Annotated in this window: 1 protein-coding gene and 1 pseudogene; both read left to right on the forward strand. The window is 66.3% G+C overall.

Going from position 1 to position 647, the window contains the following annotated elements; translation table 11 throughout:
• The coding region (queC, locus tag ACK4S7_RS13110; protein WP_409647689.1) for a 7-cyano-7-deazaguanine synthase QueC at positions 1–579 on the forward strand (579 nt) is incomplete at its 5' end.
• A pseudogene (locus ACK4S7_RS13115) lies at positions 576–647 on the forward strand (7-carboxy-7-deazaguanine synthase); the annotation flags it as partial. The gene queC and the pseudogene ACK4S7_RS13115, both read left to right, overlap by 4 nt.

Genomic DNA, 647 nt, shown 5'->3' on the forward strand with positions numbered 1-647 from the left:
ATCGACTATAACCAGCGCCATCAGGTCGAACTGGCCGCGGCGCGGCGCATCGCTGCTGTTCTGGGGGCGGAGCGGCACATCGTCCTGCCGCTCGACCTGTCGCTGTTCGGTGGATCGGCGCTGACCGCCGATATCGACGTGCCCAAGGACGGCGTCGGCCCGGACATTCCGGTCACTTATGTCCCCGCGCGCAACACCATCTTCCTCAGCCTCGCGCTCGGCTGGGCCGAAGCGATGGGCGCGCGCGACCTGTATCTCGGCGTCAATGCGCTCGATTATTCGGGCTATCCCGATTGCCGCCCGGAATTCATCGACGGGTTCGAAAAGCTCGCCGAACTCGCCACCAAGGCGGGGGTCGAGGGGCATCCGTTCCGCATTCAGGCGCCGCTCGTGTCGATGAGCAAGGCGGACATCGTGCGCAAGGGCACCGAATTGGGCCTCGACCTCGGGCTTAGCTGGTCGTGCTACGACCCGGCACCGGGCGGGGTGCATTGTGGTCGCTGCGACAGCTGTCGCCTGCGCGCCAAGGGGTTCGAGGAAGCGGGCCTGCCCGATCCGACCCGCTACGCAAAGCGATGAGCTACGCGGTCAAGGAAATCTTCCTGACGATCCAGGGGGAAGGGGTGCAGACCGGCAGGCGTGCCGTG

Origin of the sequence: Sphingorhabdus sp., from assembly GCF_046292425.1 — a bacterium.
In the GTDB taxonomy this organism is placed as follows: Bacteria; Pseudomonadota; Alphaproteobacteria; order Sphingomonadales; family Sphingomonadaceae; genus Sphingorhabdus_B.